The following is a 23,384-nucleotide window of genomic DNA, read 5'->3' on the forward strand; positions in this document are numbered from 1 at the left end:
AACAAGCAAGAAAACCAAGGAACTGTCATGGATAATCCTGTCAATCATCGCCGCAGACGCATTCTTGCCACGACCGCCGCAGGCGTGAGCCTTCTCAGTCTGGCGAACCTCGCGCATGCGCAGACATTGAACGCGGCGTCAGCTGGTAAAGACGCCGGCAGTGCAGCGTTTGGTCCCATTCAGCAGATCGACGCAGGTGTACTCAATGTGGGCTATGCGGATGTCGGGCCTAAAAATGGTCCTGTCGTGATTCTGTTGCACGGTTGGCCGTACGATATCTATAGCTACGTTGACGTCGCGCCACGGCTCGCATCGGCCGGATATCGCGTGATCGTGCCGTATCTGCGCGGCTTTGGTCCGACGCGTTTTCTTTCTGCCGAAACGCCTCGCAACGGCCAGCAGGTTGTCACCGCGGTCGATATCCTCGCGTTGATGGACGCACTGAAGATCGAGCAGGCCACGCTTGGCGGATTCGACTGGGGCGCGCGAACCGCCGATACGATCGCGGTGCTGTGGCCGGAGCGCGTCAAGGCGCTGGTCTCCGTGAGCGGTTATCTGATCGGCAGTCAGGCGGCAAACACGAAGCCGTTGCCGCCGCAGGCCGAACTCGCGTGGTGGTATCAGTATTACTTCGCGACGGCGCGGGGCGAACTCGGCTATACCGAGAATTGCGACGCTTTCAATAAACTGATCTGGCATCTCGCGTCGCCGAAATGGAAGTTCGACGACGCGACCTTCGAGCGCACAGCGGCCTCGTTCCGGAACCCGGACCACGTTGCCGTGGTAATCCACAATTACCGCTGGCGTCTCGGCCTGGCCCAAGGCGAAGCGAAGTACGACGACTTCGAAAAGCGTCTCGCCACGGGCCCGACTATCGCGGTTCCTACCATCACGCTGGAAGGCGATGCGAACGGAGCACCTCATCCGGCGCCTGCTGTCTACGCGGATAAATTTACGGGCAAGTATCTGCACAAGACCATCGCGGGCGGTGTGGGGCATAACTTGCCCCAGGAGGCGCCTAAGGCATTTACGGAAGCGATGCTGCAGGTCATGCACCTGTGACCCGGGAGAATTGTCATGTCTCGTACTCTCGTATCGCGCAGCCTGTTGGCGGGTGCGCTACTGTTTTCCGTGTCGGGCATCCTCGATGTCTTTGCGGAAGAGCCGAAGCCGCTAGCCTCGCCGATCTATGGCGTCACGATTCCACCCGGATATCGCAAATGGGAAATGATCGCGCCGGCCGAAGAGGCCGCTCCTCTCGATGAACTCCGGGTGGTGCTGGGCAATCCGCTCGCAGTCAAGGCGATCGAGAGCTCGACGCTGCCGTTTCCGGATGGCACGATCCTCGTGAAGCTTGCCTACAAGAAGAAGCAGTCCGATGTCTTCCCGTCGGCGACAGTGCCGGGTACGCCAACCACCGTGCAGGTCATGGTCAAGGACTCGAAACGTTACGCGTCGACAGGCGGATGGGGCTTCGGTCGATTCATTAACGGAGTCCCAACCGACAAGGCGCAGCACGAAACATGTTTCGCTTGCCATGATGCGCGCGCGAAGAATCACGACTATGTGTTTACCCGTTTTGCCCCTTAGATCCATGAGGTAGCAAGGAAGCGTGTTCCTGCGGGAGCACGCTCTTCGCCATTGTCGGTGACGCCGTGCAATTGGTGGGCGCGATGATCCGCCTAGAAAAGCGGTGTTACGTCAGAGTTTGAAATCCGGTTGGCGAGTGCCGCGAGATTTACGTCTTGAGGGTTGCCGATCAGCGCATAACTCAATTCGGCTTGCCGCCACATTGCAACGTCGAAGGTATCGACAGCGCGCATGCCTACGGGATGATCGGGTCGCGAATCTTTTGTCACGCATAGCGCAACGGGCGGACCGCTTTTCGGAAGATAGACGATTTGCAGGAGCGGTTTATCGTCGAACCGCAAGCGCTGCACTGCCTTGAACGTAAGTCCGGCACTGCTGAGATCGGGAATACGCAACGGCAGGTGATCGTGCTCGCGTATGTCGCTGACGATCTTTCTGAGGGTCGCTGCATCGTCTTTGACATAGGCCACCGTCTCGCGCGTAAAGAGCTTCTGATAGGCGATGGCAGCCGTCACCCACGGCGAAACATCTGGATTTGCGGCTGTTTGCGTGCTGCCGGCGGCAGGCACGCCCGGACGGATCAGCACGCCGCACGCAAAAGCACTGGCGGCGCACGCGGCCGCCAGCCATGGAGGAATGCCGCGGCGGGCATGCGCGTGCCGGGCACGTTCTGGTTGCGGTGCCGTGTGATATGCGCCGGACTGGATCCGGTGTGTGCGGATCAGATCATCAATGCTCTGCCGCAGCGATTCCGGCACGGGAGGCAGCGGTCGCGACGCAAACGCCGCCGCGTAGTCGACACGCGATGCGCGCAGTAACTCGACCTTTGCCCGCGCGCCAACCGACTGGCTCAACGCGACTTTCACTGCATCACAGTCTTCGGCAGACAGTTCGCCGTCTACGTAGGCAAGAAGTTGGGCGTCGTCGATCATGCGAGCGAATCCTTTTGCATCCTGGCGGATTGCAGGTCAGGTTCTGTGCCGATCATCGAACCCAATGCTTGCCGCGCTCGCGACAGGCGGCTCATGACGGTGCCTATCGGCACGTCGAGCACGTCGGCGGCTTCCCGATACGTCATACCCTCTACCGCGATGAGCAGAACGACGACGCGTTGCGCCTCGGGCAGTTGCTCGATTGCGCCGATGATCTGCGCGTGCATGAGCCGGGTTTCGGGATCGTTGTCGACGGGATCGGCGAGATTTTCAAGGAAGTTCTCGTCCCATTCGAAGCTTGACCGCCTGCGTATACTGCGCGCGCGTAGCTCGTTGTTCCAGATGGAATGGATGATCGAGAACATCCAGCTCAAAGGAGCCGTGCCGGCTTGGAGTTGATGCGCACGCTCGAGCGCGCGCAGACATCCGCGCTGCACGAGATCCTCGGCGTCGTGCTGATCGCCTGTGAGGCGAAACGCGAACGCCCACAATCGCGGAAGCATCTCCGGAATCAGGCTAGACAGGTCAGCACCGCTCATCGGACGTAGCTCTCCATATCTCAGCGCATAAGCGCATTACATCCGTGCGATGTATCTGGAATGTGTCTGGAGAGGGACTATTTGTACAACTGCGTTGCGATTGCGGACGTGGACGGAATAAAGCGGATCTTCACGTGTTGTCATCTGACAGCAATGACCTTATTTGAAGGAACAGAATGAACTCATCCGCTATTGAACTGGAAGCCGCTGTCTCAGCGTGGCATGAGGCGATCGACGCATTTTGTCGCTTGCAGGACGTAGGATTCGTCGAGAGCGGCTTGCAGGGATCGAAGACGATCTATACGGGTGTGCCCGTTGCGGTACTCAATGGCGTCATCGGCAAGCGCCGCAAGCCCGACGTCGAGGAGTTCCGCGCCTTCGCTCAGAAGTTCCAGGCTTGCGAATTGCCCTGGAGTATCCAGACACGCGGTGAAGGAGCCGAAAGTACTTCGATCGCCGGGTTAGCCAGCGAGTACGGGTTGACGCAATGTACGAATTTGCCGTTTATGACCACGAGGCTGGAAGCCATTAAAGACCTTCTGTTCGAAGATGAGCGAGTTGTCGTCAGGCAGTTAAGCGAATCGGACAGCGAGCTATATAACAGCACACTCGCTGCCGGCTATGAGGCTCCGGAGCATGTATTCCGACGCCTGAGTGCACCGGCAATACTCGGGGCTACGGGAATGACAGCGTTTGTCGTCGAATGCGCGGAAGTTCCTGTTGCCACATCGTTTGGTGTTGTGCGGAACGGTCACGTGGCGGTATTCAATGTGTCGACCGTTCCCGAGTATCGACGACGGGGTTATGCCCGGGCGGCGACGCAGGCAGTATTGAATGCCGGATTCGCCGCTGGGGCTCATACGGCGCTTTTGCACTGCACCCCGGCAGGGCGCAAGGTGTATGAGTCGATGGGTTTCGCCGTTAGCGAGGAATGGCTCGTCTATTCCCGTGGGTGAGTAGCGCGTAAAACGAGCTTATCGGCAGAACCGAAGAATGGCATCGGCGACATCCTGCGGCGCTTCGCGCTGCGGGAAGTGACCTACGCCATCGAGTACCTGCCGCTCATAGCGCCCGAGGAAGTACGACTCTCGTCCGCTGGAACTATCGGGATGGTTGCAGGTGTCGGCACTACCGTGCAGCACCAGCGTTGCGAGCGATAGTCGCGGTGCGGGATTCAGCCGCGCTTCATCCCCGGCATAGGCAGGATCGCCGTCAACGAAGCCCCAACGGTGACGGTAGGAGTGGAGCACGATTTCGGCCCAGTCGTCGCCTTCGAATGCCTGCGCTGCTTCGTCGAAATCTCCCGGCGAATACCAGCCTGCCGGCGCCCACGTATCCCACATCTGGCGGGCGAAGGTCGTGCGTTCGTCCCGCACCACGCTTGCGCCCCGCGGCGTGGCCATGAACCAGTGGTACCAGTAATTGCGCACCTGCTGCAGCGTTAGCAGCTGGTTCGGATCATTGGTGCCGTATCCCACCGATAGCATCACAAGATGTGAAGCCACGCCGTCGCGCAGGCCGCACGCATTGGCAACCGCGCGTGCTCCCCAATCATGGCCGACCAGAATCGGCTGCTCGATGCCCAGCACGTCGATGAAATCCAGAAGGTCGCGGCCCAGCGCGGATAACTGACCGCTGCGGGGCGTGGTCGTATCGCGGAACCGGGTGGGCGCGAAGCCCCGCAGTGCCGGCGCGAGCACGCGGTAACCCGATCCGGCCAGAATGGGCGCCACGCTTTTCCAGCTTTGCGGACTATCCGGCCAGCCATGCACTAGCACCGCCGTGCGCGCTCCTTGCGGGTTCCATTCGAGATAGGCAATGTCGAGCCGCCCGGTGGCGGCGTATTGGTAGGTGTTCATGGTTTTCCTCGTGCAAACAAGGGTTCTACGATAGCTCGACGCCTCATCGCGATTGGTGAATAATCGCTAACTATTGGTGATTATTCGTGTTGAGTGAATTGATGGACATTCTGCCCACTGCCGACGGTGTTCCGCTCGATACCGTATTGCTGCGCACTTTTCTGGAAATCGTGGACAGCGGCAGCTTTGCCACGGCTGCCGAGCGTCTGGCGCTGACTCCCTCGGCTGTGAGCGGACATGTGAAGCGCCTGGAACAGATCGTCGGGGTCGGCCTGCTGACACGCACCACGCGGCACCTGGAGCTGACGGAGGCGGGCGACACGTTGTATGCGTACGGCCGTAACATTCTGGATCTGGAACGCGAAGTTCGCGCGAAGCTGCGTGGCACGCCGCTGCGTGGGCTGCTGCGAGTCGGCGCATCCGAAGATTTTGCCGGCACGTGGCTGCCACAGGTCTTGCAGCGTTTTCGACAGCGGCATCCCGAGGCGACGATCGATCTGAAAGTCGGCATCACGGCCGATCTGTTGCGCCAGCAGGAGCGCGGTCGTCTCGATCTCGTGTTCGGCAAGCAATGCAGCCGTGTCGGAAAAGGCGGCGAGTTGCTGTGGGAGGAGCCGCTAGTCTGGGCGTACGCGCAAAACGAACCTCTGGATCCTGACCAGCCGTTGCCGCTCGCCGTCTTTCCCGATCCCTGCATCTATCGGGAGTCGGCGATCACGGCACTCAACAAGGCAGGTCGCGCGTGGCGTCTGGTGTTCGAGAGCAGCAGCATGGCGGGCTGCCTGTCGGCGGCGAGATCCGGTTTCGCGGCTACGGTCATCGCCGATAGCCAGCGAATCGAAGGCCTGCGCGTGCTGGGTCGCAAAGAAGGATTGCCTGCCTTGCCGGTGGTACGTTTCTACGCGTTTCCCCGCTCCGACTCGCCCGCTTGCGTGGCTTTGATCGATGCTGCGCGCCGCGCAGGCCAGCAGGGTCGCTTCAGTCCACGCGCGTTTCGCGGGTGATCGGTCTGTAGCGCAACGATTCGCATATGGTATGTTGCGGACCTGACCTATCCCGACAAACACTAGCCAAACTGCAAAGTAAGTATGGTGAAAGGAGACGACTTCCGGAGGCGACGACGATTCGGTCCGTTCCGGCTGAGCTTGACTGGACCACACGCGCTCTTCTGTGCAGGTCTGGTGATCGCGCTCGGAATGCTGGGCATCTGCGGGGCCATTCTGTATCAGGCTCGCGTCGACGCGTTGAACCGCGCACGGGAGACCTCGCGCAATCTGGCCTTGCTGGCCGAACGGGACATCGAGCGCAATTTCGAGCTTTATGATCTGTCGATGCAGGCAGTCATCGAAGGCTTGCGCGACCCGGAAGTCCGCGGTTCCTCCGCTCATCTGCAGCGCCTGGCGCTGTTCGACCGGGCGGCCACTGCGAGATATCTCGCGGCGATGCTGGTGATCGATGCTTCTGGCAATATCGTCCTGGATGCGGCGAGCGACACCCACCGCTCGGGCAACTTCGCTGACCGCCCGTACTTCACCGTCCATCGGGACAACCCGAATGTCGGCCTCTATGTCAGCGATCCCTATCAATCCAGGTTACGTGACGGTTCGCCGAGCATTGCGCTGAGCCGGCGCATCTCGAATCCGGATGGCTCGTTTGCCGGTATCGTCGTGATTGCCGTCGACCTGAACTATTTCCAGACCCTGCTGGGTGGCCTCTCACTGGGACCACACGGTGCAATCTCGCTGATTGGCCGCAATGGCATCATGATCATGCGTCAGCCGTACGATGCAAAGATCATCGGCCGCGATATCAGCCAGGCGAGCACGTTCCGGAATTTTCGTGCCGCGCCTGAGGGAAGCTTCTCCGAAACTTCGTCGATCGATAGCGTACGGCGCCTTTACGCGTTCAGGAACTTCCCGGGCCTTCCGCTCATCGTCATGGTCGCCGAGGCCGAGAAGGACATCTATGCGGCGTGGCGGGCGCGTGCAATCAGGATCGGCTCGGTCATGGCGGCATTCGGTGCCGCTTTTGTGGTCCTTTCTGTTCTGCTTGGAATCCAGCAGCGCAGCCGGATGCGCGCCGAGTCGGAATTGCGGATGCTGGCACGCACCGACGGGCTGACGGGACTCCATAATCGCCGAACGCTCGGAGAGATTCTCGAACACGAATGGCGCCGCGCTCGTCGCACCCGCCACGCGTTCTCGCTGCTCTTCATCGATATCGACTGTTTCAAGGCTTATAACGATACCTATGGCCACCAGGCGGGTGACGAGACGCTCGCGGCCGTCGCCCGCTGCATCAGTGGCAGTATCCGCCGGCCAGGAGACAGCGCGGCGCGTTACGGCGGTGAGGAGTTCGTTGTCGTGCTGCCCGATACGGATGAAGCAGGCGCGATGTCGATGGCCGAATCGATCCGCCGTCAGATCAGCGACTTGCAGATCGAACATGGCGCAAGCCCCTATGGGCATGTCACGGCGAGTGTCGGTGCCGCAAGCCTCCAGGCTGATCGCGAAAACGAGGTCAGCGCGCTCGTGCATGCAGCGGATAGGGCACTCTACAACGCCAAACGCGCGGGCAGAAATCGCGTCACGCTGTTCCGTGAAGCGATGGGGGCAGCCGGATAGGTATCCCACTTGAACGGTCGATATCTACGACCTCGGCTCGTTCATCCATTCCCGATTCGTTCGAGCCCCACACGCATTTCCACGCGGTTTAAGCCTCGTTTAATCCCCCCTGCCTAGATTGAAATCATGAAGACGCCGCGCGCGCGAAAGGCGATGCCGCGTCATCGAAACTCTCATCTTCACGAATGGAGATCGCCATGAACTCCTTCACTATCGCAGACTCGACTTGCGACGAGGCACGACGCCGATGGCTGATCGCGACAACGGTAGCAGGCGGCATTGCGGGCGTCGCAGTCGTGACGCCGTTCGCCGATTCTCTCAGGCCGTCTGCGTCCGCGCTGGCCGCAGGCGCGCCCGTCACGATCGACATCAGTCATCTTCGGCCCGGCGACATGATGACGGTGGCCTGGCGCGGCAAGCCCATCTTCATCGTCAACCGGACGGACGCCATGCTCGCCGCTGTGCGTACCGCCGATCCGTTTGTCGCGGATCCCGATAGCACTCGGCCGTTTTCGATGCCGCTGGCGGCATACTGCAACAATGAGTACCGTTCGCGCGCGGATCGTAAGAACCTGCTCGTGGTGGTGGGCGTGTGCACGCATTTGGGATGCACGCCGAGCCCGCGATTTCAGCCGGGTCCGCAACCCAATCTGCCTGATGACTGGCCCGGCGGATTTCTCTGTCCGTGTCACGGCTCGACCTATGATCTGGCGGGACGCGTGTTCAAGGACAAGCCTGCGCCGCAAAATCTCGACGTGCCGCGGTACCGCTACGCGAGCGCGGAGAACCTTGTGATCGGTGCCGATGAACATGGCGAAGCGTAGCAGGCATCGATGCTGAACTTAACTTTCGATAAGGAGACGAGATCATGCGATCCCTTTCGATGATCGTGACCCTATGCACGCTATGCGCATCATCGGTCGCGCTTGCACAGTCGACACTGACGATTCATTCGTCGCCGCTGAAATGCGAGAACCTTCTGTCGATAGCCAATCACGGCACGCCTGTTCTCGCGGATCGGGTAGCAGTTGCGAACACGCAGTTCCGCAAGTCAGATAGCGCGCTCGTCATCGATGCTGAAGCGCCTGACGGGCTGATCGTCGATACATGCACCAGGGCACGAAGGGTGACCTTCGTCGACGAGATAGCGCGCTTGAGAAGTGTCGCCACCACGCCTTAAGCTAGCGTCGTCCGCTTCGTCCCCATACGTATCGTACCCAGCGCTGCCATCGATTTTTAGGCACAGGCGAATTGTGTGTGGGGGCGGACTTCCGCTTCTGTTCGTTCTTCTGGCGCGGCGTCATGCCACCAGGGCCCTTCAGTTTGTCGCGATCGGAATCCTCTGTCATGGCGTTGCCTGGAGACAGTAACGGTCACCAGGGTGTCACTTGCTGCCGACAACCGCTGCGCCGGACCGATAGCGCAGCAAGTGATCCGTGCCGGACTCGGACAACCAGACTTCTCCCGGCCGACCCATCATCTGGCGGACGTTCGCGTGCGGGCGCGGCAGTGCAAACGTCTCGAATCGTTCCGTTTTCGGGTCGAAGCGCACTAGCGCATTAGTGCTCCATTCGCTGAGCCAGACGATGTCTTTGTCGTCGACGAATATCGCATACACATGCGGATCGGAGCCCGGCAGTTTCCATTCGCGCCACCGATGCGCCGCCGGGTCGAATACGCCCACCTTTCCTGCGTTCCACTCGCTGATCCAGACGCGTCCTTTTGAATCGGACCATACGCGGCGCGCGCCCTGTTCCGGTGTCGGCGGCTCGATGACTTGCGCCGCGCCGCTCACGGGATCGATGCGGCCGAGGTAGCTGCCAGCCAGTGAAGCAAAGTACAAGCTGCCGTCAGGGGTGACACAGATTCCATAGGCACCCGGCCCGCGCGGTGCATCGAACACGCGCATGCTGCCGCTTCCCGGGTCGAGCTCACCATAGATTCCGGCTTGTCCGGTAAACCACAGGTGCCCGCGTTTATCGAAAACGGCCGTATTCAGGTTGGCGTTCGGCCGATCTGGGGGCAACGGGAAACGCGCGACAGCGAGTGTCTTCGGATCGACGCGTACGATTGCGTTCAGCCCGCCATCGGTAATCCATGCTGCGCCATCCGGACCGACGATTACGCCATGCGGGGCCGATCCGTTGCCGAGAGGGATCCGCTCGGTCTTGCCGGTGCGCGGGTCCAACCTTCCGACTGCGCCTTGCGCCTGCGCGGTGTACCAGACGGCGCCGCCAGGCTCTGGCGCGACATCGTGCGGTGCGCTGCCGGAGGGGACGGGAAACGAGTCGAACGAAGGAGGCTGAGCCAGTACCGAACTTACCGCTAACATCGAGCCAACGAGAACCGACACGACATGCCGGAAGAACCGGGATGCGAGGATTCCCTTCACCGTCGTCGGAGCTGCCGCATTTGCGATGTGAATCATGTCCGCCTCCGCAACCGGAATCGGCTTGCATACTGGTGCTAGTTCATTGTGGCACTAACCGGCCGCTTTTCGCAGTGGTTACCCTAAGCCTCGGCGTGGGAACCTCATGGCTTGCAACGGCGCTTTTCAATCGTGCGTCACACGAGTTGCCGATGGGACTGGTGGGCCAACTCGTCGTTCTTGAAACGGTCTTCGGGATTCTTTACGTCTGCTTGTACAAGCACACAATACCGCCGTTGACACAGACGGCGGGCATGTTGCTTTCGCTCGTCGGAATCTGGCTGTCAGCCAGAATGCTCTTGCGTCATGTCGGGCAGGTCAACAGCCATCAGCGGTCTCAAATCGAGGTTCTTTAACGCAGCAGATCAGTATTTTCCCGCAGGAGCAGGACAGGGGATTTGACGCAAAATGATCTCCCGGACAAGGTGATCTGGAAACAGCCGGCTCGAACGTGTGGGATTCTCTCGATGAGGTGCCCTGCCATGAAAACGTTTCTTTCGTTCGTCGCAGCATCAGCACTCTGCATTGCTCCGCTCGTCGCCAGTGCACAGCAAGCCGTCAAGATCGGCGTGTCTGCGCCGCTCACCGGCCTGGGCGCAGCTAATGGCAAGGACATTGAAAACGGCGTGCGTCTCGCTGTGGAAGAGGCGAACGCGCAACATCTGAGCATCGGTGGACAGCCGGTGCAGTTCGAGCTTGCATCCGTCGACGATCAGGGCGATCCGCGCGTAGGTGTTCAGGTGGCGCAGAAGCTCGTCGACGATGGCGTGGTCGTCGTGGTCGGTTATTACAACTCGGGCGTCGCGCTTCCTTCCTCGCCGATTTTTGCGCGTGCGGGCATCCCGCTCATCGATCCCGCGGCGACGAATCCGGCCATCACGCGTCAGGGCTTGAACAACGTGTTCCGCATCATTGCGACCGATACTCAGAACTCTGGCAATGCCGGCACGTATGCTGTGAAGGTCACGAAAGCGAAGCGGATCGCGGTGATGGACGACCGGACCGCATTCGGACAAGGTGCAGTCGAAGAATTCAAGAAGGCCGCGCAAGCGGCCGGCGGGCAGATCGTGGCCGAGGAATATACCAACGACAAAGCTGTCGAGTTCAACGCACAATTGACGAACATAAAGGCGGCCAACGCAGATCTTCTGTATTTCGGCGGGCTGGATGGGCAGGCGGGTCTGCTCGTCAAGCGCATGAAGCAGTTGGGCATCCACGCGCAGTTCGTCGGCAGCGGCGGGATCGCCGATAGCGTCTTTATCGGTTCGGCGGGAAATGCGGCGGAAGGCGCAATGGCCTGGGAATATGGACGGCCCGTCGATTCATTGCCCGAAGGCCGCGCGTTTGCGGACAAGTTCAAGAAGCGATTCGGTGCGGATACGTTGACTTACGCGCCGTTCGCCTATGACTGTGCGTGGCTCGCCATCACCGCCATGAAGCAGGCGAATTCAGTCAAGCCTGCTGTGTTCATGCAAACGCTTCGCACGATGCAATACAACGGCATCACCGGGCATATCTCGTTCGATAAATACGGGGATCTGAACAATCCGACTTCGACGCTCTATCAGGTCAAGTCGATGAAATGGAAACCTGTGACGACTATCGGCGCGGAGAAGTGAAGGAGCCGCAGCAGGATTGAACGGAAGAACGTTCGGTCCATCGGCGCGTGGATGTGCCGGTTGCCGCGATAACCCGCGCGTTATCGCGGCAACAATGCATGGACTCTATCAACGTCGGCGCGGCTTCTCCAGCACGATCGTCTCGAACAGCTCATACGTGGACGTCGGTGTCGTATCCGCACCGGGCGCGTGATAGTAGTTCATCGTGATCGTTGTCTTGCCGCCGTGCGAACCCGGGTCGTAGTCGAACACGGCGATGCCGTAACCCGTACCCGTATCGCGTTGCGCCGACCAGATCGCATCTTCCAGTGCATCGGCGCCGGCGCGCGTGAACGTGCCCGCCGTCGTGCCCGGAATCGGCCGATTCGGCTTTGTGAACACCTTCGCCTGCACGTTGCCGTTGCCCGTATCGACGCCATACACGTCGAGCGGCGCGCTCGTGCCGCCGCCGCCGAGAATCAGGTGGATCGTGCCGTGGCTCGTATCGAACGTATTGCCGTTGGTCGCATGCGGATGCGCAGCGGGCTTCGGTTGCAGCGTGTCGACTTTCTCGCCCGTCGTCGCATCGATCCCCGCGTGATGATTGCAGCCTCGCACCGGATAGCTGCGCTCGTAGTCGTGATCGTGGCCGCACAGCACGAGATCGACGCCATAACGGTCGAACAGCGGCAGCCACGCTTCGCGGATACCCTTGTCCGAACCGTTGCCCGTCTTCGATGAAGTCAGCGCGTCCTGGTGCATCTGCACGACGATCCATTCGATATCGTCATCGTCTTCCGCATGGCGCAGCGTCTTTTCGAGCCAGCGCGTCTGCTCGCCGTCGCTGTACCCGCGCACATAGAACGACGTGCCCGCCGGAATAGGCGCGTGGCCCGTGCTCGCAGCGGGCACGAGCGGCGACGGGCCCGCGACGAATGCAGCGCCGTCCTGATACACGACATCGTCGGCATCGAGCGAAATGAACAGCACGGAACTCACGCGGAAACTGTACCAGCGGCCCGGAAAACGCGTGCCGTTGTGCGGCAGCGTGTAGCGCGTAAGATACGAATCGAAGCCTTGTGCGCCGTTGTTGAATTCGATTTCGTGATTGCCGGGGCACGGCATCCACGGACGATTCGCCGCCGACGTCTGCGCGTTGTTACCGAAGTCGCGCCACACGGCCGGCTGTTGCCCCGGGTTCAGGTTCGCATAGCAGAGGTCGCCATTCAGCAGGTGAAAGAGCGGCTGAAAACGCTCGACGGCCTGCACCGCGAATTTGCTTTGCGGCGACGACAGCACCCAGTTCGTGTTCGGCGTGGCGAGGTCTCCGTAGCTCGTGAAGCGGAACGGCGTGCGGCCGTGCGGCGCAGTCTTGAACGATGCGGAAAACGGCGAGCCCATGTTGCTGTCGTTGTCGGCCGTGACTTCGTACTGGTACGTCGTCGCGGCCTTGAGGCCATGCAGCCGCGCGTGATACGTGAACACCACCTCGCCGTTCAGGCCGTCCGTGTACGTGCGCTGCACGGCGTGGACCGTTTCCTTGCGATCGCTGCCCGCGCCGAAGCGCACGCGCGGATTGGTGGCGGCCGCCGCCGATCCCCACGATACGACCACTTCGTTCGTGGGATCTTCGCCCCATGTCAGATGCACCTGCTCGGGCGTGCCGTCGGGTGTCGAAGGATCGGCTTTGGCGGCGCCGGCGAAAGTGCCTGCCGCCGTGGCAAATCCCGATGCGCCCGCGAGCTTCAGAAAGCCGCGGCGCGAGAAGGTGGCGGACTGCGTGTTCGTGCTGGAGGGCGAGTCGGCCGGTTCGACCGGCGTTGTATCGGGGGTGTTCTTGTTCGACATGTCGTTTGTTCTCGCGGTGGAAGGCAGACGACGCACGCAGACGCAACGGCGCGGGCGCGTCGATGCTGGAAAGGAACGGGAAGGAAGCGTCATTCCGGGCAACACGATAGGCCCAAACCTGTTACCCCGCTGTGACAGCGCCGCCGCGATGTGTACGGATGGATAAGCCATCGATCGAGTGGTAAAACGCCATGGCGTCGATCTGATAGACGATTGACATTCACCTCTTTTCATCACACGTCGGCATTCGTGTGGAAGCGCGAGTGTTGTAGCCGTGATACGCAAAAACGGAAATCAATGCGGGCGTTACACTTTTCCGCGGTCACACCGTCGATCACGCGATCGAATTCACGTTTGCTTACACACGCACACATCTTCGTTTTGCGAGTTGCATAAAGTGTCTCTCCATAAACGAAACAGGGAGAGCCTCATGAAAGCAATAACCGGCTTGACGATGTTTGGCGCGCGATGCGGCGCGACGTTTTCCGCAGGACGCAGCGCATCATGACGGCCGCCTACGAACAACCGCTCGACGACGACGTGATCGTGCATGTCGAGGAACAGCCGTCGTCGAAGGGCACGTGCGTGACGGTGCAGGCGAACGGCAGATCGATGTCGGCCGAATACAGCGAACTCACGGGACAGTTGTGCCTCAGGCAGGAAGGCATGGTGGTACAGGAGTGGTTCCCGCCGCATTCCTGGTTCGCGATTGCATCGGTAGCGGGCGCGAGCCGTTGGGGCACGCAGCCGAGCGCCGAAGACCTGCACGCGCTGATCCGGAATGAACTGGTGACGCGGCGCGGCGAGTAGCCATCGTTGCGCTAGTATGATGCCTCGCATGTCCGCTTCTGCAGGCGGCGTGCTTCGTGCGAGGAGGGCACTGTGACAGTCTCCCGTTTGCGCAACATCCCGGGCATCGGCGTCGACAGAATGGGCGATGCCGCCGACGCAACGCATAACCGCAACATCCTGCGCCTCGAGAATCTCGACACCGATCTGCGACCGCCCGCCAAAGCAATAAGGCGCACGCACGAAGCCGTCGACGACGACGACGCGAACAGCTATCTGCCGTTCACAGGGCAAACTGCATTACGTCAGGCCGTCGTCGCGCGAATGAAGCAGTCGACGGGTTTCGACTACGACGCAAGCAGCGAGTGCATCGTTTCGGCGGGCGGCCTTGCGGGCATCCTCAATGTGTTGCTGTCGATCCTCGAACCCGGCGACGAAGTCGTGCTCACGGATCCCACTTACGCGGGTCTCATCAATCGCGTGCTGCTGGCGGGCGGCGTGCCGAAGTTCGCGCGGCTCGTGCCTTCCGCCGACGGCTGGCGGCTCGACGTCGATTCCCTCGCGAACGCAGTGAGTCCGCGCACGCGCGCGTTCCTCATCATGTCGCCGTCGATGCCGAGCGGCTTCGTCGCCAACGCAACCGAATGGCAGGCGATCACCGATCATTGCCGACGCTCGAGCGCATGGCTCGTCTACGACGCGGCGATGGAGCGCATCCTGTTCGACGGACGCAGCGTGATTCATCCCGCGTCGCTGCCGGACATGCGCGAGCGCACGTTCACGGTGGGCTCGGTGTCGAAGGAATACCGGATGATCGGCTGGCGTGTCGGCTGGATCGTCGGGCCCGAGCGGATCATGAACGACGTGCGGCTCACGAGTCTGTCGAACGTGGTCTGTCAGGTCGGCATCGGCATGCCGGGCGCGACCGCCGCGCTCACGTGTGCGGACGATGGCGTTGCGCAAAGCGTCGCCGAATGGCAGGCGCGGCGCGATTTTCTGCTGGAGGCACTGCACGATTTGCCGCTCGTGCGGCCCGATGGCGGTTGGTCGCTGCTGATCGATACGACGCAACTCGGCTTCGCGCCGCCCGATGCATCGCGTCTTCTGCTGGAAAAAGGCGAAGTCGCCGCCACGCCGATGAACGGCTGGGGCCCGCAAGCGGAACGTTATCTGCGCTTCGTGTTCGCCAACGAACGGGTTGCCCGTCTCGTCGATATCCGTGAGCGCGTGCGCGCCGCGTGGAGCGTCTGACAAGGACCGCGCAAGCCGCTCAGTCTGCCTGCATCCAGCGCAGCACCTGCTGCCAGTGTGCGTTATTCATCGCGCCGAACCAGTCTTCGTGATTCGCGTCGGGCAACAGCATCAGGTGCGCGCCGGGATGCGTGCCCGCAAGCCGTTGCGCGTGGACGATGGGAATCAGCGTGTCCTGCTGCGCGCCGATCACGACAAGCGGCCCGTCATAGCGTGCGAGCGCCGCGACGGAATCGAATGGATCGTGCAGCATCCAGCGCACGGGGAAGATCGGATACTTCGTCGATGCCACGCTCGCGAGCGAGTCCCACGGCGTGATGAGCGCGACGCCCGCCACGCTCTTTTCATTGCCTGCGATGGCCTGCGCGGCCATGCCCGCGCCCAGCGATTCGCCGACCAGATACAGAGGCCCAGGCCATTGCGCACGCGCCGCGACGAGCGCTTCCCGCGATGCAGCCAGCGCCGCGAGCATCGTGCGCTTGCCCTCGCGGTTTCCCTGGCCGGGATACTCGACCACGACAACGCGATAACCGTCGCGCACGAAAATCCCGGCGACGGGCAACTTGTTCTCCGCCGTTTCCGCGTTGCCGTGAAAGACGAGGAACGTGCCGCGCGGCGCGGCGGCGGGCGTGACGAGATATCCGGCGTATTCACCGTCCGCTTGCCACCGTTCGACGTCATAGGCGGCATGATGCCCCACGAGCGAACCGGCGACATCCGGCGACGCGGGCAACAACATCCTGTCCTGCATGAAGTAGAGCGCGACCAGCGCGACCACATAGGCCGCAAGCGCGAGGCGAATGCAGAACGTAATCAGCGACATGCCCGATGCCCGTCACTCGTCGTGAATCTGATGAATCCGCGATTCGACGAACCGTCGAAGCCGCTGCCGGCTTCGAACAGGTCGTCGGGACTTGTCTATGCCCGCTGTAGCGGGCGGGACCGGCGAGGCTAGGCGTGCGCGTGCCGGTCTTCTTCGAGCGCTTTCAGGCGTGCTTCGCCGGCGTCTTTCGCGGCCGCGCGGTTCTTGTAGGTTTCGTCGGAAACGATCGTGCGTTTCACTTCGCGCGCACCGAAATCGACGAGTGCAATCACCCACACGTAGTCGCCCGCCTGTTCGGCTGTCTGCACGAAGGCGCGCACGTCACCCCTTTCGTCTGCTTTCATCTTGACCTCCACAAGAGTTGTGCACAAACAGCACACACGGAGCATCGAGAATGCCCGCCCGGTTTGCGTGGGCGCCGTGCGACCGGATGCACGTGAAACGATTCTAGCCGATGAATTCGAGTCGTACGAATACGGGTGTTGCATGCGATTCTGGCGTACCTCACCCGGTAATATGGCTGATGTATGCTGCTGGTTTTTATGGCAGATCGAAAGCGAAGAGGGGACACATGCGGCGTGTCGTATTCAATCAGAAAGGTGGTGTCGGTAAATCGACGATCGTGTGCAATCTCGCGGCCATCAGCGCCAGCGAAGGCTTGCGTACGCTCGTCATCGATCTGGATGCGCAAGGCAATTCAAGCCAGTATCTGCTTGGTTCACGCGCCAGCGAGGTGCATCCCACGGTGGCGGGTTTCTTCGAAACGGCGCTGACGTTCAGCTTCAAACCGATCGACGTCACGTCTTTCATCCATCCGACGCCGTTCGAGAACCTCGACATCATGCCCGCGCACGCGGACCTCGATACGCTGCATGGCAAGCTCGAATCGCGCTACAAGATCTACAAGCTGCGCGATGCGCTCAACGAGCTGGACATGTACGACGCGATCTACATCGACACGCCGCCCGCGCTGAATTTCTACACGCGTTCCGCGCTGATCGCCGTCGAGCGTTGTCTGATTCCATTCGACTGCGACGACTTCTCGCGCCGCGCGCTCTACACGCTGCTCGATAACGTGAAAGAGATCCAGCAGGACCACAACGATGCGCTGCATGTCGAAGGGATCGTGATCAACCAGTTCCAGCCGCGCGCGAGCCTGCCGCAGCAACTCGTCGATGAACTCGTGAGCGAAGGGCTGCCGGTGCTCGGTGCGCGGCTGTCGTCGTCGGTGAAGATCCGCGAGTCGCATCAGCATGCGAAGCCTGTAATTCATCTCGATCCGAAGCACAAGCTGTCGCAGGAATATCTGGCGTTGCATCGCGAGCTGGCGGGCTAGCCGCCTGACCTGGCGCGGTAAATCCTTACCAATTTCCAGAGATCACTCACCAGACTCGTCGTATCGATTCGAACGGTCGTGCGCATAGAATCGCCTCCAGATCAACACAACAACGGAGGAGACGATGAGGCCATACCGGGCCATTGCCATGGCAGCCGCGCTGTTGACGGGCACGGCTGCGCATGCACAGAGCGCAGGCAGTTTCGTTGCGAACGTCGGCTGGTTTCATCTGGCGCCGCAGGTGTCGAGCCAGCCGTTCAGCATCAACGCGCTCGGCACGTCGACGACCGCGAGCGGCTCGGGCGCGACGATCGACGGCGCCGATACCGTCGGCTTCACGGCGACGTACTTCGTCACCGATCACATCGCGGTCGAAGGTGTGTTCGGCGTGCCGCCGAAATTCACGCTGTCGGGAACGGGCACGCTCGCAGGGCTCGGCGAGTTGGGCAAGGCGTACGAATGGAGCCCGACGCTGTTGCTGAAATACTATTTCAACGACGCACAAAGCCATTTCCGTCCGTATCTCGGCGCGGGCGCGGCGTACGTCTGGTACAGCGGCGTCAAGCTGAGTTCGGCGATGTCGAGCGGCGCATTCCTCTATTCGTCGACGTACGGCACTGCGCTCGAAGGTCAGACGACGGCGAAGCTGAGCAGTTCGTTCGCGCCCGTCATCAACGCGGGCTTTGCGTATAACTTCGACAAGCACTGGTCGGCGGGCGTCTCGCTGTCGTACATGTGGCTATCGACGCGCGCGACACTGACCACGCATTCGACAGCCGCAGGCACGGTGACGAGCACGTCGAAGATTCACGTCAATCCTATCGTTTCATTTGTATCGGTCGGGTATCGCTTCTAACGAAAGAAAGCTCGACTTCGTTTTTTCCAAAAAAGGCAACCGGGGGCCCGTCGATGAGACGGGCTTTTGGTTTTAGCGGACGAATAGGGAAACGCTTGCCGCGCTTCAGTAGTTCTCGACGATCGCGTGATTCAGGCCGAATGTCTTCAGCACATTCAGCACGCGTTCGGAGATCACGAGGCGCGAATCGTCGGCGATGCCGAGATCGTTGCGTCCCGCCACGCCTGTCACGGATAGCCAGAGAAATTCCGGCAATGTGCGCTCCGGATAGATTTCTCTAAACGAGTCGCTGACCGTTAATTCGAGGTCACGGCATTCATAGCCGCTCGCGTTGGCCTGATTCAACGCGCCGGCTGCGTCGCGCGTGATGATGAGGGCGGGAAAGCTCTCGAGTAGCGCATCGCCCAGCCAATTGATAATTCTGTAATGAAGCTGGGTGATGGCCGGCGGATGGACGCTTGAATCCAGAACCGTGTGCTTTCCAAGGCCGCCCGCCACTTCGGGTTCGACATAGTAATATGCCATATCGCATTTGAGATCGGAGTGATCGCTAATTTGGCTCACATTCCGGTTATAGCATAATGGCGATCAGAAATTTTTTCTCTGTACGAAAGGCAATGTAATTGCGCGGAATCATCCGGCAATATTACGCGTCCTGCATAAAGCGCAATTCGGTTTGAGTAATTGTCTGAGCGTAAAGAAGGCGCCTATGACGATGCACGCATCCATGCAAGGCACGAGCGTCGACGGACCGGGCGCTCCGCACGTTTTTAGCTTTGCGCCGAATGGCGACGGCTTTCTGCTCGACGGCAAGCCGTTTCAGATCCGCAGCGGCGAATTGCATCCGGCGCGCATCCCCGTCGAATACTGGCGGCACCGCATTCAGATGGCAAAAGCGATGGGGATGAACTCCATCGCGCTATATGTGATGTGGAATTATCACGAGACGAGCGAGGGCGCGTTCGACTTTCAGACGGACAATCGCGACATCGAAGCGTTCGTGCGTCTTTGCCACGCGGAAAGCATGTGGGTGCTATTCAGGCCGGGCCCGTATGTGTGCGCAGAATGGGATCTCGGCGGTATTCCGGCGTATCTGTTGAAGCACGCGGATATCCGGCTGCGCACGGATTTCGCGAGCGATCCGCGTTATATGCGCGCTGTCGAAAGCTATATCGACGAACTCATTCCTCGCGTGCGGCCGCTGATGGCACAGAACGGCGGCCCGATTCTGATGATCCAGATCGAGAACGAGTTTGGATCGTTCGACAGCAATCCCGCGTATCTGGAGGAACTCAGGCAACTGTGGATTCGCGGCGGCATCGACGGACCGTTCTATACGGAAGACGGTATCGTGCAGTTGCAACAGAACCAGTCGCATGTCGCGGGCGGTGCAATCGCGTTGAGCAACGGCAACGCGGCGCAGATCGAAGCGGTGCGCAAGGCGTTCCATGATGTGCCTGCAATGGCGGGCGAAGTCTATCCGGGGTGGCTCACGCATTGGGGCGATGCCGCGTTTCAGGGCACATCCGTCGACCTTTCCGCGACGCTCGATGCGTTCATGCGCAAGAACCTGTCGTTCAATCTGTATGTGATTCACGGCGGAACGAGCTTTGGTTTTTACGCGGGCGCGAATGTGGATGCGGACACAGGCGAGTATCAGCCCGACATCACGAGTTACGACTACGCAGCGCCGATTAGCGAGCAAGGCGTGGCCACCGCGCGCTACATGCAGTGCCGCAGCATCATCGAGCGCTATCTGTCGACGCCTTTGCCGAACGTGCCCGCGCCCATCGCAACGATTCCCGTGATCGATTCGAACGGTGTTCGTCGTTTGATGCCGCGTCGCTATGCATCGCTCTGGGACAATCTTCCTGCTGCACTTCCTCTCGCTGATACGGTGCAGCCGCAGCCCTTCGAAATGTATGGCCAGGCATTCGGCTTCGTGCTGTATCGGAAGAAGCTGGCGCGCTATGCGGGCGGTGCGCTGGATATCGGCGACGTTCACGATTACGCCACTGTCTGTATTGGCGATCAGTATGCGGGTGCCGTGTCGCGCGCGAGTGTGCCGGAGCATCTGGCGTTGCCACTGAAGGCTGTGCAGCGCGAACCGGTCGCGTTGCCCATGCAGCACGAACATGCGGTGCTGGAAATACTCGTCGAAGGCATGGGCCGCGTGAATTACGGGCACGCGATGATCGATCGCAAAGGACTCGTCGATCCTGTCGTCCTGCACGATGCATCGGGCGCGAGCGAGACGCTGGCGAACTGGGAAGTCGTACCCTTGCCGATGGATGCTTCGTTCGTCGAGAACCTGCGTCCGCTTTGCTCCAACCCGAGCAAGCCAGGCATGTTCTTTATGGCGACGCTTTCTCTAGATACCATCGGCGACGTCTATCTCGACATGAGCGAATGGATCAAGGGCGTCGTGTGGGTGAATGGCCGCAATCTCGGGCGCTATTGGCATATCGGCCCGCAAATGCGCCTCTATTGCCCGGCGCCGTGGTTGAAGCCGGGCGACAACAGCGTATTGATCTTCGATCTACATCAGACGGAAGCGAAGCCGGTCAGCCTCGCATCGTCTCTCTATGACAATTCGAGCGTCAACACCTGAAATGGCGCAAGGCGAATCTGTTGCGGGCGGTTCACATCCCATCGTGTCGGAATGCTTGCAGCGGAATCGATAAACGGAAACTGTGCGCTGAACTGGCCTTCGACACCATCCGGCAGTTCGAGATGCGCTCGCAGATCGAGCACGAAGTCGTTCGCACGATCATCCGGATTGCGCAGCGTCACGATCGCTTTCGACGGCGTCCACGCAGCCCAGCCGTAAATCTCGCGTTCATCGGGCGCGCCGCCTATCCAGTGACAATCGCGCAGCACGTCGGCGTTGTCGCGAGCCCAGCGGGCGGTTTGCGCGAGCACGTCCCAGTCGTTTTCGTTCAGCATCGACGGCGTCACATACAGTTCCTGCAATTGCGTACCGCTGCCGAAGTACGAATGCACTTCGTGCGTGAATGCATGCGAGGGATCGCTATTGAGTTGCGTATTGGCCTGCGCATAGATGATGCCGTGAAGCATCAGCGAATTGAGCGGAAAGAGTGGGCTGCGCTGCACGGCGTTGCGATACGTCTGCGCATCGCGATACGTGATCCAGCGTTCGCGCTCGCTGCCCGCGCCCTCGAATCCATAGTCCGCGCCGTCGCGCCAGATCGAATCGACGTAGCGCAGCCAGAAGGGCGACGCTTGCGTGCCCGTCGACAGGTTGACGAACACATCGCGCTTTGCACGGCGCATGTCTTCGATGAGTTCCACCGCGGCGTCCCAGTCGCTGTTGAAGCGGCTGCCCGCGACAACCGTATTCGCGTTGCCCGTGCCGTCGAGTTTGAAATGATTGACGCCGTGTTGCGTCAACAGATCGATGGCGACGTCATGGAAGCATCGATAGTACGCCGGGCCCGACAGCGCGAATCCATCGCCCGCCGTTTCGTATCCGGCGGCGCGGCCACGCGTCACGCGTTCCGTTCGAGGCGGTCCATAGCCGCCCCATGGCGACAGCCATACGCCGGGTGCTGCGCCGTAGCGTTTTGAGGCCTCTTGCAATGGCATGAAACCATCGGGAAACGCTGCGCTAAAGGTCCAGCTGCCGCTGTAATCGTCCCATCCGTCGTCGAACAAAAAGGAATCGAGTTGCACGCCGCGCTTGTCGTGCAGTTCATGGCCCAGCGCGTGAATGCGCTCGATGGCCTGTTCCTGCGTATAAGGAGTCAGGAAGCCGATGTCGTACCACGAGTTGTAGTGCAGGAATGGATCATATGGACGCGCACGCTCGTGCTCCACATACGTTGCGAAATCGCGGCGCAACTGGCCGTCGCGAAACACGCCTGCAACAGCCGAATAAGCCAGCGTCTTTCCTCTTTCGAGCGGCAGTGCGCGCGTGACGATAAAGCGAGCCACACCGTCGCGGACTTCGCTTTCCGCCATGGGAAGCTCGAAGCCCAGAAAGACGTTGCCGTCGATAACAGGCACTGCCGCGAGGTCGCCCGCTTTTCTCGCGGCGGGCGCCAGAGTTTGCAGCAGCGAAACCGAGGTAATGTGCTCGTTTTGCACGAGCGCAGTGATGGACAGATGCTGACGAAGATAGCACGCGCCTTCGCGTTGCTCGATGCTCCATTCGATTCGCAGCCGCTGTTCGTCGTCAACGAGTGTCGCGGCCACACGCACGCCTTGATGGCGTTCGGCTTTTCGCAATGCATCCGGATTCGCGGACAGCGCTTCTTCGCGCAACGGCGCAACGAGCCGCAGGCTAGTCACGTCAAACGTGCTTCCATCCGCGAATGTGAGCGAGAAGGGCGCGTCGACCTGCAACGTGCGTCCATGCGCAAGATCGGCCACGCAAACGCAGTATAGACGTTGGTCCGCAATCGTCCATTGCAGCGCAATGGCGTCGTTACCGAACGCATAGCTATCGCCTCGCGCACGAAAAACGGGCGCGCCCGGATGGTCCAACGCTGCTGCGTGATCGGCGTGCATGGCGCGCTGCGCAGATCACTTCACGGTTTGAAGCACCTCGAATCCTTCGAATTCCGGATGCCCGAGATACAGCGCGCGCGACTCGGTGCCCGCATTCCGATGCGCGGCGCGGAACGCTTCCGACTGCGTCCACGCTTCGAACGCCGCGCGATTCGCCCACACCGTGTGACTCGAATACAGCACGTGATCTTCGCGCTGCGGGCCCTTCAGAAGATGAAACTCGACGAAGCCGGGCACGTCTTTCAGATGCGTGTCCCGCGACGTCCAGACTTCTTCGAATGCGCCTTCCGAACCCAGCGCCACCTTGAACCGGTTCATTGCAATGAACATGACTCTCGCTCCTGAGTGACTGCGATCTGCTGTGCAGTATACGCACAAATG

General features: G+C 60.7%; 23 protein-coding genes. 13 read left to right on the forward strand and 10 right to left on the reverse strand.

Features of this window, described 5'->3' with window-relative positions:
- Positions 1 to 27 precede the first annotated feature (27 nt).
- A complete protein-coding gene (locus tag QEN71_RS32230; protein WP_201647197.1) occupies positions 28 to 1,062 on the forward strand; it encodes an alpha/beta fold hydrolase in 1,035 nt (344 codons plus the stop codon).
- Positions 1,063 to 1,077: 15 nt separating this feature from the next.
- Positions 1,078 to 1,590, forward strand: a complete 513-nt coding sequence (locus QEN71_RS32235; RefSeq protein WP_201647198.1) for a cytochrome P460 family protein — start codon at positions 1,078 to 1,080, stop codon at positions 1,588 to 1,590.
- Positions 1,591 to 1,682: 92 nt separating this feature from the next.
- Here QEN71_RS32235 and QEN71_RS32240 read toward each other — a convergent pair whose 3' ends face one another.
- Both QEN71_RS32240 and QEN71_RS32245 read right to left on the reverse strand, forming a co-directional pair.
- Complete coding sequence (locus tag QEN71_RS32240; protein WP_201647199.1) at positions 1,683 to 2,348, reverse strand: anti-sigma factor; 666 nt, start codon at positions 2,346 to 2,348, stop codon at positions 1,683 to 1,685.
- A gap of 170 nt (positions 2,349 to 2,518) precedes the next feature.
- Complete coding sequence (locus tag QEN71_RS32245) at positions 2,519 to 3,061, reverse strand: RNA polymerase sigma factor (protein ID WP_201647200.1); 543 nt, start codon at positions 3,059 to 3,061, stop codon at positions 2,519 to 2,521.
- Between the two features lie 176 nt (positions 3,062 to 3,237).
- On the opposite strand from QEN71_RS32245, the gene QEN71_RS32250 reads away from it, so the two are divergent.
- On the forward strand, positions 3,238 to 4,017 hold the full coding sequence (locus QEN71_RS32250; protein WP_201647201.1) for a GNAT family N-acetyltransferase: 780 nt from the start codon (positions 3,238 to 3,240) through the stop codon (positions 4,015 to 4,017).
- An 18-nt stretch (positions 4,018 to 4,035) separates the two neighbouring features.
- Here QEN71_RS32250 and QEN71_RS32255 read toward each other — a convergent pair whose 3' ends face one another.
- Entirely contained in the window at positions 4,036 to 4,920 is an 885-nt protein-coding gene (locus QEN71_RS32255) for an alpha/beta fold hydrolase (protein ID WP_201647202.1), read from the reverse strand.
- A 101-nt stretch (positions 4,921 to 5,021) separates the two neighbouring features.
- On the opposite strand from QEN71_RS32255, the gene QEN71_RS32260 reads away from it, so the two are divergent.
- The 4 genes from QEN71_RS32260 to QEN71_RS32275 all read left to right on the forward strand — a co-directional run bounded on the left by QEN71_RS32260 (position 5,022) and on the right by QEN71_RS32275 (position 8,724).
- Entirely contained in the window at positions 5,022 to 5,924 is a 903-nt protein-coding gene (locus tag QEN71_RS32260) for a LysR substrate-binding domain-containing protein (protein WP_201647203.1), read from the forward strand.
- An 84-nt stretch (positions 5,925 to 6,008) separates the two neighbouring features.
- Entirely contained in the window at positions 6,009 to 7,544 is a 1,536-nt protein-coding gene (locus tag QEN71_RS32265; RefSeq protein ID WP_201647204.1) for a sensor domain-containing diguanylate cyclase, read from the forward strand.
- A 197-nt stretch (positions 7,545 to 7,741) separates the two neighbouring features.
- Positions 7,742 to 8,368: a ubiquinol-cytochrome c reductase iron-sulfur subunit gene (gene petA / locus QEN71_RS32270; RefSeq protein WP_201647205.1), complete on the forward strand. Its 627-nt coding sequence runs from the start codon at positions 7,742 to 7,744 to the stop codon at positions 8,366 to 8,368.
- A gap of 44 nt (positions 8,369 to 8,412) precedes the next feature.
- The gene (locus QEN71_RS32275) at positions 8,413 to 8,724 is read left to right on the forward strand and encodes a hypothetical protein (protein WP_201647206.1); all 312 of its coding nucleotides are present in this window, start codon (positions 8,413 to 8,415) and stop codon (positions 8,722 to 8,724) included.
- Between the two features lie 204 nt (positions 8,725 to 8,928).
- Here the strand turns inward: QEN71_RS32275 and QEN71_RS32280 are convergent, their stop codons facing one another.
- Positions 8,929 to 9,876 (reverse strand): Vgb family protein, encoded by a 948-nt coding sequence (locus tag QEN71_RS32280; RefSeq protein WP_233471664.1) that lies wholly within the window; start codon positions 9,874 to 9,876, stop codon positions 8,929 to 8,931.
- Between the two features lie 578 nt (positions 9,877 to 10,454).
- Here QEN71_RS32280 and QEN71_RS32285 point away from each other — a divergent pair.
- The gene (locus QEN71_RS32285) at positions 10,455 to 11,591 is read left to right on the forward strand and encodes a branched-chain amino acid ABC transporter substrate-binding protein (protein WP_223958666.1); all 1,137 of its coding nucleotides are present in this window, start codon (positions 10,455 to 10,457) and stop codon (positions 11,589 to 11,591) included.
- 108 nt (positions 11,592 to 11,699) lie between these two features.
- Here QEN71_RS32285 and QEN71_RS32290 read toward each other — a convergent pair whose 3' ends face one another.
- Complete coding sequence (locus tag QEN71_RS32290; RefSeq protein ID WP_201647209.1) at positions 11,700 to 13,418, reverse strand: purple acid phosphatase family protein; 1,719 nt, start codon at positions 13,416 to 13,418, stop codon at positions 11,700 to 11,702.
- 504 nt (positions 13,419 to 13,922) lie between these two features.
- Between QEN71_RS32290 and QEN71_RS32295 the strand changes: the two genes are divergently transcribed.
- Together QEN71_RS32295 and QEN71_RS32300 are read left to right on the forward strand one after the other, a co-directional pair.
- Complete coding sequence (locus tag QEN71_RS32295; RefSeq protein WP_201647210.1) at positions 13,923 to 14,228, forward strand: hypothetical protein; 306 nt, start codon at positions 13,923 to 13,925, stop codon at positions 14,226 to 14,228.
- A 72-nt stretch (positions 14,229 to 14,300) separates the two neighbouring features.
- Positions 14,301 to 15,458, forward strand: coding sequence for a pyridoxal phosphate-dependent aminotransferase (locus tag QEN71_RS32300; RefSeq protein ID WP_201647211.1), 1,158 nt, complete (start codon positions 14,301 to 14,303; stop codon positions 15,456 to 15,458).
- 19 nt (positions 15,459 to 15,477) lie between these two features.
- Here the strand turns inward: QEN71_RS32300 and QEN71_RS32305 are convergent, their stop codons facing one another.
- Positions 15,478 to 16,281 carry an alpha/beta hydrolase gene (locus QEN71_RS32305; RefSeq protein ID WP_201647212.1) on the reverse strand — a complete coding sequence of 268 codons (804 nt, stop codon included), beginning with the start codon at positions 16,279 to 16,281 and terminating at the stop codon, positions 15,478 to 15,480.
- Between the two features lie 128 nt (positions 16,282 to 16,409).
- Positions 16,410 to 16,625, reverse strand: coding sequence for a hypothetical protein (locus QEN71_RS32310; RefSeq protein ID WP_201647213.1), 216 nt, complete (start codon positions 16,623 to 16,625; stop codon positions 16,410 to 16,412).
- Between the two features lie 227 nt (positions 16,626 to 16,852).
- On the opposite strand from QEN71_RS32310, the gene QEN71_RS32315 reads away from it, so the two are divergent.
- Positions 16,853 to 17,617 (forward strand): ParA family protein, encoded by a 765-nt coding sequence (locus QEN71_RS32315; RefSeq protein WP_201647214.1) that lies wholly within the window; start codon positions 16,853 to 16,855, stop codon positions 17,615 to 17,617.
- A 124-nt stretch (positions 17,618 to 17,741) separates the two neighbouring features.
- The gene (locus QEN71_RS32320) at positions 17,742 to 18,473 is read left to right on the forward strand and encodes an OmpW/AlkL family protein (protein ID WP_201647215.1); all 732 of its coding nucleotides are present in this window, start codon (positions 17,742 to 17,744) and stop codon (positions 18,471 to 18,473) included.
- 105 nt (positions 18,474 to 18,578) lie between these two features.
- Here QEN71_RS32320 and QEN71_RS32325 read toward each other — a convergent pair whose 3' ends face one another.
- On the reverse strand, positions 18,579 to 18,998 hold the full coding sequence (locus tag QEN71_RS32325) for a hypothetical protein (RefSeq protein ID WP_201647216.1): 420 nt from the start codon (positions 18,996 to 18,998) through the stop codon (positions 18,579 to 18,581).
- 184 nt (positions 18,999 to 19,182) lie between these two features.
- Here QEN71_RS32325 and QEN71_RS32330 point away from each other — a divergent pair, with 184 nt between their 5' ends.
- Positions 19,183 to 21,084 (forward strand): beta-galactosidase, encoded by a 1,902-nt coding sequence (locus QEN71_RS32330; protein WP_201647217.1) that lies wholly within the window; start codon positions 19,183 to 19,185, stop codon positions 21,082 to 21,084.
- On the opposite strand, the gene QEN71_RS32335 is transcribed toward QEN71_RS32330, so the two are convergent.
- Together QEN71_RS32335 and QEN71_RS32340 are read right to left on the reverse strand one after the other, a co-directional pair.
- On the reverse strand, positions 21,057 to 23,003 hold the full coding sequence (locus tag QEN71_RS32335) for an alpha-galactosidase (protein WP_201647218.1): 1,947 nt from the start codon (positions 23,001 to 23,003) through the stop codon (positions 21,057 to 21,059). The two genes, QEN71_RS32330 and QEN71_RS32335, sit on opposite strands and share 28 nt — an antisense overlap.
- 15 nt (positions 23,004 to 23,018) lie before the next feature.
- Positions 23,019 to 23,333 carry an antibiotic biosynthesis monooxygenase family protein gene (locus tag QEN71_RS32340; RefSeq protein ID WP_201647219.1) on the reverse strand — a complete coding sequence of 105 codons (315 nt, stop codon included), beginning with the start codon at positions 23,331 to 23,333 and terminating at the stop codon, positions 23,019 to 23,021.
- Between the last annotated feature and the right edge of the window lie 51 nt (positions 23,334 to 23,384).

The organism is Paraburkholderia sabiae, assembly GCF_030412785.1.
Taxonomy (GTDB): domain Bacteria; phylum Pseudomonadota; class Gammaproteobacteria; order Burkholderiales; family Burkholderiaceae; genus Paraburkholderia; species Paraburkholderia sabiae.

Coding starts and splice junctions, on each gene's coding strand:
- QEN71_RS32245 (WP_201647200.1), bottom strand. CDS start 3,061: ATGAGCGGTGCTGACCTGTCTAGCCTGATTCCGGAGATGCTTCCGCGA.
- QEN71_RS32250 (WP_201647201.1), top strand. CDS start 3,238: ATGAACTCATCCGCTATTGAACTGGAAGCCGCTGTCTCAGCGTGGCAT.
- QEN71_RS32330 (WP_201647217.1), top strand. CDS start 19,183: ATGACGATGCACGCATCCATGCAAGGCACGAGCGTCGACGGACCGGGC.
- QEN71_RS32340 (WP_201647219.1), bottom strand. CDS start 23,333: ATGTTCATTGCAATGAACCGGTTCAAGGTGGCGCTGGGTTCGGAAGGC.
- QEN71_RS32305 (WP_201647212.1), bottom strand. CDS start 16,281: ATGTCGCTGATTACGTTCTGCATTCGCCTCGCGCTTGCGGCCTATGTG.
- QEN71_RS32320 (WP_201647215.1), top strand. CDS start 17,742: ATGAGGCCATACCGGGCCATTGCCATGGCAGCCGCGCTGTTGACGGGC.
- QEN71_RS32275 (WP_201647206.1), top strand. CDS start 8,413: ATGCGATCCCTTTCGATGATCGTGACCCTATGCACGCTATGCGCATCA.
- QEN71_RS32280 (WP_233471664.1), bottom strand. CDS start 9,876: ATGTTAGCGGTAAGTTCGGTACTGGCTCAGCCTCCTTCGTTCGACTCG.
- QEN71_RS32255 (WP_201647202.1), bottom strand. CDS start 4,920: ATGAACACCTACCAATACGCCGCCACCGGGCGGCTCGACATTGCCTAT.
- QEN71_RS32315 (WP_201647214.1), top strand. CDS start 16,853: ATGCGGCGTGTCGTATTCAATCAGAAAGGTGGTGTCGGTAAATCGACG.
- QEN71_RS32235 (WP_201647198.1), top strand. CDS start 1,078: ATGTCTCGTACTCTCGTATCGCGCAGCCTGTTGGCGGGTGCGCTACTG.
- QEN71_RS32285 (WP_223958666.1), top strand. CDS start 10,455: ATGAAAACGTTTCTTTCGTTCGTCGCAGCATCAGCACTCTGCATTGCT.
- QEN71_RS32325 (WP_201647216.1), bottom strand. CDS start 18,998: ATGGCATATTACTATGTCGAACCCGAAGTGGCGGGCGGCCTTGGAAAG.
- QEN71_RS32295 (WP_201647210.1), top strand. CDS start 13,923: ATGACGGCCGCCTACGAACAACCGCTCGACGACGACGTGATCGTGCAT.
- QEN71_RS32290 (WP_201647209.1), bottom strand. CDS start 13,418: ATGTCGAACAAGAACACCCCCGATACAACGCCGGTCGAACCGGCCGAC.
- QEN71_RS32265 (WP_201647204.1), top strand. CDS start 6,009: ATGGTGAAAGGAGACGACTTCCGGAGGCGACGACGATTCGGTCCGTTC.
- QEN71_RS32335 (WP_201647218.1), bottom strand. CDS start 23,003: ATGCACGCCGATCACGCAGCAGCGTTGGACCATCCGGGCGCGCCCGTT.
- petA (WP_201647205.1), top strand. CDS start 7,742: ATGAACTCCTTCACTATCGCAGACTCGACTTGCGACGAGGCACGACGC.
- QEN71_RS32310 (WP_201647213.1), bottom strand. CDS start 16,625: ATGAAAGCAGACGAAAGGGGTGACGTGCGCGCCTTCGTGCAGACAGCC.
- QEN71_RS32230 (WP_201647197.1), top strand. CDS start 28: ATGGATAATCCTGTCAATCATCGCCGCAGACGCATTCTTGCCACGACC.
- QEN71_RS32260 (WP_201647203.1), top strand. CDS start 5,022: ATGGACATTCTGCCCACTGCCGACGGTGTTCCGCTCGATACCGTATTG.